The following is a 6,274-nucleotide window of genomic DNA, read 5'->3' on the forward strand; positions in this document are numbered from 1 at the left end:
CCTGGACCAAGACCGCCGACGAGATCCTCAAGTCCCTCGCCGACTACCTCGCCAAGATCAACCCAGTCGTCCAGGCATCACGGTAATTACTACCCTCATGATTTGTGGCGCATCACACTAGGGTCCGCCCGGCATCGTGACCGGGGGACGGCGGACGCCCTACGGGTGCGGCGCGCAGGCCAGCAGGTACGGCAGCAGCGGGAGCGCCGACACCACCATCCAGAAGGCCAGTCGGCGCCTTCGTCGGCCGTGCCCCGGTCGGGCCAGCCGGCGGACCCGGGCCAGCACCCCGGTGGCGGCCACCGCCAGCGACCCGCCGGGCGCGATGCCGTACGCCGTGCCCGGCACGACGCCGTGCGCGGCGCCCGTCGGGGCTCCGGACATCGCCAGGGCGCAGAGCGCGGAGGCCAGTTCGCTGCGCGACACCCGCGCCAGCGCGGCGTCGTCGGCCGCCATCTCCAGCAGCAGCCCCACCTCCGCCCGCCCGCGCCGGGCCAGCGGCAGCGGGCCGAACAGCAGGGCGAAGGTGTCCGCCGGCAGCCGGAACAGGTGGTGGCGGCCGCGGATGTGTCCGTGCTCGTGCGCCACCGCTGCGGCCAACTGCCGGTCGTCCAGCAGCCGCAGCGCCCCGCGCGACAGGACCACCCGGGAGCTGCGGCCGGGCAGGCAGTAGACGGTCGGGTGGGCGTGTTCCAGGATCAGGGCGCCCCAGCGCCCGTCCCGGACGGCGACCACGTCCAGCATCGCCCGGTGCCGTCGGCGAGCCCGTCCGGCCCGGACGCCGACGGCCGCCACCACCGTGGCGATCGCGGCCCCGGCGGCGGCCAGCAGCCACCAGTCGTGGGTGTGCGGGGCGACGGGCCCGGGGGGCTCCGGGTGCGGGAACAGCCCGACCAGCCCGGCCGGCTCGTGGGCGAACGGCTCCACCGCGTGGTGCGCCGCCAGCAGCAACGCGACCAGGAAGGAGGCCATCAGGGCCAGCCAGAGCGCGGCGCCCGCCGCCGGGCGCGCCTGCAACCGGGCCGAGCCGGCCAGTCGGCGCGGCAGCAGGACCCCGGTCACGGCCAGGTGGAGGCCGAGCAGCGCGAGGGTCACTCGGCGTCCCGGGCCTTCACCTGCTCCAGCGCCGCCAGCAGCGCGGACGCCTCGTCGCTGCTCATCCCGTCGACGAAGTGCAGCAGCGCACCCGCCCGGTCCGGCGTGGTCTCCAGCGCCTGGCGCATCAGCCGCGCGGTGTACGCCTCCCGGGTGCAGGTCGGCTCGTACGCCCAGGCCCGGCCCACCTTGTCCCGGCGCAGCCAGCCCTTGGTGTGCAGGATGTCGGCCACCGTGGTGACGGTGGTGTACGCGACCGGCCGCTGCCGCTGGAGGTCGTCCACCACCTCGCGTACGGTGGCGGGCCGCCCCCAGGACCACAGCCGGTCCATGATCTCGGCCTCCAGGTCGCCGAACCCGCGCAGCACCGCCGTTCTCTCCCTCGCCGACCGCCGGCGCCCTTCGCCCGCTAGAACCCGCCCATGGTACGGCGCTCTCGCGCGCGGGTCGCCCGCGCACGCCGAAGCCCGCCCTCCGGAATGGGGGGCGGGCACCGGCGTGCGCCAGGGGTCAGGACAGCCGCCGCCCCATCGGGATGCGGGAGCGGGTCAGCAGGGCGGCGAGCAGCCCCGCCAGCACCGGGAGCACCAGGACGACCAGCAGCAGCTGGCCCCAGGGGGCGGTGATCAGGGCCGGGTGGCCGCCGAACCCGCTCGCCCGGGACTTCAGCAGGCCCACCGCGGGGACGAAGCCGTTGACCGCCCCGAGCAGCGCCCCGAGCAGGGCGATCATCGCGCACTGCAGTCCCGCCATGGTGCGGCGGATCCGCGGTGGTGCGCCGACGGCGGCCAGGGTGGCCTGGTCCTGGCGGGAGTCGGCGGCGGCCAGGCCGGTGGCGATGCCGGCGGCGCCGAGGACGACCAGTCCGGCGAAGCCGCTGAGGGCCAGGGTGAGGGCGTCGCCGCGGGACTGGAAGCCGCGCTCGACCTCCAGCTGGGCGGCCCGGTCGAGCCGGACGACGGCGGCCTCGGTGCGCTGCTGGGCCTTGCGGTCGGGCGGGGTGGCGGGCACCCAGATCGAGCCGGTGGGCTTCGCGGTGAGCCCGGGCAGGAGCTTGGGCAGCGCCGAGGGCAGGATCAGGCCCTGGGCGAAGCGGGCGGCGGTCGGGTTCTCGACCAGGACGGCGTCGGCCGGGATTTCCTGAAGGTCGGGCTTGGGGACCTCGCCGGGCTGGAGCGGCGCGCCGGAGCTGCCGCGCAGCTGGAGCACCGCCCGGCCGTCGCCGGCGAGGAAGGCGCGGTCGAAGACCAGGATCTTCCCGGCGGCCAGGGCCTGTTCGGCGGCCGGGTCGTGGATGCCGAACTGGGTGCGGAGCATGGCGGCGTCCCCGGAGGCCAGGTGCGGCGGGCCGGACGCGGTGCGCCAGTTCACGGTGCCCTTGAGCTGGACGGTGCTGGAGCAGTTGGCACAGAACTGGTACACCGCTTCGCCGAGGTCGGCGCGCGGCCCCAGGTCGGTCAGCTGCTTGCCCACCTCGGCGCGCAGGCCGTCGAGTTGCGGTCCGTCGACGGTGGAGAGGAGCTGCACGGCGCCGTACGGGGCCTGCGGCCGGTAGTCGCGGCGGTTCTCGGCGTCGGTGCTGGTGCTGTAGACGCCGATGGCGACGGCCCCGGCCACGGCGGCCATCACGGCGGCGACGGCCGGCGCGGTGCGCGAGCGGTGCCGGGCGGAGTCGCGCAGGGCGAGTCGGGGGCCGAGCGGCAGCCGCTTGGCGAGCCGGCCGAGCAGGGCGACGAGTGCGGGGGTGCAGGCGAGCAGGCCGAGTTCGGCGATGACGGAGCCGCCGAGCACGGTCAGCGTGCGGGTGTCGAAGGTGCTGACGACGGGCACGCCGCCGTGTTGCAGCGCGCTCGCGCCGTACAGGGCCAGGGCGGCGCCGGCGGCGAGCAGCAGCACACCGAGCACGGTGACCCAGCGGTTCGGGGCCTGGACGGTGTCCCGGTCGGTGAGTCCGGCGGTGACGCTGCGGCGGGCGGCCTGCCGGGCGGGCAGCGCGGCCGCGAGGAGCGCCGTGAGCAGGCCGATCCCGCCGATCGCGAGCAGGTCCAGTGGCGGCAGGGCGAAGTGCCCGAAGCGGGCGCCGCCGGCCCGTTCGATCCACGGGCGCAGCCCGGCGACGAGGCCGCCGCCGAGGACCAAGCCGACCACGGCCCCGGCCGCGCCGAGGACGAGGGCGCCGCCGAGCACCACCGCGCCGACGTGCGTCCGCCGGCCGCCGGCGGCGCCGAGCAGCGCGAGCTGGCGGCGGGAGCGGCGGGCGCCGACCGCGAAGGCGGGGCCGGCGAGCAGGGCGACCTCCAGCAGGCCCATGCCGGTGACGGTGGCCACCACGACCTTGGTGTTGTCGTCGGCGGAGGGGCCGAAGGAGCGGTAGGCGTCCCGGTAGTAGGGGACGGCGGCGCGCGGCGGCGGGGCGAGCGCGACCGAGCGGGCGGTGAGGGTGTAGCCGTGGGCGTTGAACTCCTGGACCTTGGCCCAGTCGAGGGTGGCCCCGGCGGGGAGCCGGACCAGCCAGGCGCCGCGTTCGGGCTCCGGCGGTGCCGCGGCCGGGCTGCCGGGAGGCGTGGCGGCGGCGAGCTGGCTCAGCAACGCGCCCGACTGGGCGACGAGTTCGACCCGGCGGAGGTCGTCCGGGTGCTCGACGACGCCGGTGATGGTGAAGGTGGTCCGCTCCAGGCCCGGAAAGGTGGTGGTGCCGCCGACGGCCAGCCCGGCGTTGTCGAGGAAGGCCCGGGTGGCGGCCAGTTCGCGCGGGCCGCCCGGGGCGTGGCCGTCGACCAGGTTGAGCCGGCCGTGCCAGAGCGGGTCGGTGAGGTCGGCCTCGGTGGTGAGGGTGCGGACCAGGCCTTCGGGGGAGGTCGCGCCGGTCTCCGGGCCCTGCCGGGCGGAGGTGAGCACGCTGCCCGGCGGCAGCAGCCCGGTGACCAGGGTGACCGGGTCGGTGCCGGCGCCCTTCTGCTGCTCGGCCGTGGGCGGCTGCCCGGGGCGGGGCTGGGCCGCGAAGGCGCCGTCCTCGGCGACCGGGGCCTGCTCGACGGCCCGGCCGGGGGCGAGCGAGGTGACGAGGGCGTCCGCCCCGCCCAGCACCCGTTCGACCCGTTCGGCCGGGGTGAGCTGCCCGCTGCGGTGGACGACGTCGGCGCCGGTGACGCCGAGGACGGGCAGCGCGATCATGGCGACGATCAGGGCGCTGCGGCCCTTGGCGCGCAGCGCGTCGCGGCGGGCGATGCGCAGGGCGACCTTCCAGGCGCCGAGTCTCATCGGGCCACCTCGCCGTAGCCGCCGGCCGCGTGGCCGAAGTCGCCGGACGTGTGGCCGGTGCCGGTGGCCGAGTGCCCGGCCCCGTCGGCCGCGTGGCCGTAGCCGTCGGCCGGGGCGCTGAGCGGCTCGGCGGTCAGCCGGCGCTTGCCGGTGCGCCGCCCGTGGCTCTCGGAGGCGACCGCGCCGTCCTTCAGGTGGACCACCCGGTCGGCCCAACTGGCGTGCGCGGCCTCGTGGGTGACCATCATCGCGGCGGCCCCGGCGTCGCAGCGGGCGCGCAGCACGGCGAGCACGGCCTCGCCGGTGGCGGAGTCGAGGGCGCCGGTCGGTTCGTCGGCGAGGACGAGGCGGCGCTCGCCGATCAGCGCGCGGGCGATGGCGACGCGCTGCTGCTGGCCGCCGGACATGTCGTCGGGGAAGCGGTCGGCGAGTTCCCCGATGCCGAGCTCCTCCAGGGCGGCGAGCGCCTCGCGGCGGGCGGTGCGTCCGGAGACTCCGTCGAGTTCGCGGGGCAGCGAGATGTTCTCGGCGGCGGTGAGGGCGGGGATCAGGTTGTAGTCCTGGAAGACGTACCCGATGGAGCGCCGCCGAAGGTCGGCGAGCCGGCCGCGGCTGAGGCCGCCGAGGGCCACGCCCTCGACCAGGATCTCGCCCTCGCTGGGCGCGTCGAGTCCGCCGGCCAGGGTCAGCAGGGTGGACTTCCCGGAGCCGGACGGGCCCATGACGGCGACGAACTCGCCGGGGTGGACGGCCAGTTCGACGCCGCGCAGGGCGTGTACCTCGGCGGCGCCCCGGCCGTGCACCCGGGTGACGTTGGCCAGGTGCAGGACGGGTGCGGATCGGGTCGGATCGCTGTGGGACACACTTCCCCCTCGTGAGCTGTTGAGCTGCATATGTCGGTGAACTATATATGCCGGACGGGGGTGCACGTCGAGGGGTGGGTTTGGTCAAGCTTCTACAAAGCTGTCGAAGTTCGGTCGAAACGCCGCTATCCGGGTGAAGGGGAGGGTTTATGCTTGACGAGATTTGAAAGGCACCTCGTTCGGTGAGGCGTCTTCACGGACACAGGCCACTGACCCGACGACGTCGAGAGACGCCCAGGTTCAGGACAGGTCTTCCCGAGTTAAGGGTTGACCCCAAGTGGCTTCCGGCCGATCGGGCTGGACACGCCGTGGAGTGCCAAAGCTCTGACGAGTTGGGGTGTGCCGGTCCCGTGGGGCCGGTCCGCTCCTTGCCGTGTCGCGATGCGGTGCACAGACGGTGCGCCCCCGACCGGGAGGAGGCGAGAGACATGGACTGCGATAGTCCGGGCCATAGTCGCCCCTGCCCCCGCATGCTCTCGATCACCTCTGGCACGCGGTAACAACCTTCCCTGCGCGCGTTCACCTGACGCTGCGTCATGCGCTCAACCGCGCCCCGACGTACGACGTCTGACGTCCCGTCATGCCCTCACGGCCGCCGCCGCTCAGCGCCGCCGTGCGGTCCGACGCCGTGCGCTCTCGCAGGGAGGATCGCTGCTGCGTGCCCCCTGTCGCCCCCTCAAGGAAGGGGGCAGGGAGGCCCTGCCATGACCAACGTGATGCTGGACCCGAAGGTCCCCACCACCACCCGCACCGCCGTGCTCGACGACGCCCACGTCGGCGACATCAGGGGTGCGCTCGGCACCATCCGGCTCGACGACACCACGCCGCGCCACGGCCTGTCCGCGCGGCTCAAGACCCTGCTCGCGATCGTGGGTCCCGGCCTGATCGTGATGGTCGGCGACAACGACGCGGGCGCCTTCTCGACGTACGGGCAGGCGGGGCAGAACTACGGCACGCAGCTGCTGTGGACGCTGCTGATGCTGGTCCCGGTGCTGTACGTGAACCAGGAGATGGTGCTGCGCCTGGGCGCTGTCACCGGTGTCGGCCACGCCCGG

5 protein-coding genes and 1 riboswitch are annotated in these 6,274 nt (G+C 75.2%); of the genes, 1 reads left to right on the top strand and 4 read right to left on the bottom strand.

All coding sequences use genetic code 11. The features are described 5' to 3' along the window. Positions 1–159: 159 nt before the first annotated feature. The 4 genes from AB0O82_RS38420 to AB0O82_RS38435 all read right to left on the bottom strand — a co-directional run bounded on the left by AB0O82_RS38420 (position 160) and on the right by AB0O82_RS38435 (position 5,249). Positions 160–1,095 (bottom strand): M56 family metallopeptidase, encoded by a 936-nt coding sequence (locus tag AB0O82_RS38420; protein WP_363589669.1) that lies wholly within the window; start codon positions 1,093–1,095, stop codon positions 160–162. Then, positions 1,092–1,460: a BlaI/MecI/CopY family transcriptional regulator gene (locus AB0O82_RS38425; RefSeq protein WP_363589677.1), complete on the bottom strand. Its 369-nt coding sequence runs from the start codon at positions 1,458–1,460 to the stop codon at positions 1,092–1,094. The genes AB0O82_RS38420 and AB0O82_RS38425 overlap by 4 nt, the downstream gene beginning before the upstream one ends. Positions 1,461–1,605: 145 nt before the next feature. Then, positions 1,606–4,356 carry an FtsX-like permease family protein gene (locus tag AB0O82_RS38430; RefSeq protein ID WP_363589671.1) on the bottom strand — a complete coding sequence of 917 codons (2,751 nt, stop codon included), beginning with the start codon at positions 4,354–4,356 and terminating at the stop codon, positions 1,606–1,608. Beyond that, a complete protein-coding gene (locus AB0O82_RS38435) occupies positions 4,353–5,249 on the bottom strand; it encodes an ABC transporter ATP-binding protein (protein WP_363589673.1) in 897 nt (298 codons plus the stop codon). Before AB0O82_RS38435 ends, AB0O82_RS38430 begins: the two co-directional genes overlap by 4 nt. A gap of 137 nt (positions 5,250–5,386) precedes the next feature. After that, positions 5,387–5,563, top strand: a riboswitch (M-box (ykoK) riboswitch). Between the two features lie 360 nt (positions 5,564–5,923). Here AB0O82_RS38435 and AB0O82_RS38440 point away from each other — a divergent pair. Further along, positions 5,924–6,274, top strand: a 351-nt coding sequence (locus AB0O82_RS38440; protein ID WP_363589675.1) for a divalent metal cation transporter, incomplete at its 3' end; no start/stop codon positions are given.

Source organism: Kitasatospora sp. NPDC088264 (genome assembly GCF_040685715.1).
Classification (GTDB): domain Bacteria; phylum Actinomycetota; class Actinomycetes; order Streptomycetales; family Streptomycetaceae; genus Kitasatospora.

Coding starts and splice junctions, on each gene's coding strand:
- AB0O82_RS38430 (WP_363589671.1), bottom strand. CDS start 4,356: ATGAGACTCGGCGCCTGGAAGGTCGCCCTGCGCATCGCCCGCCGCGAC.
- AB0O82_RS38435 (WP_363589673.1), bottom strand. CDS start 5,249: ATGCAGCTCAACAGCTCACGAGGGGGAAGTGTGTCCCACAGCGATCCG.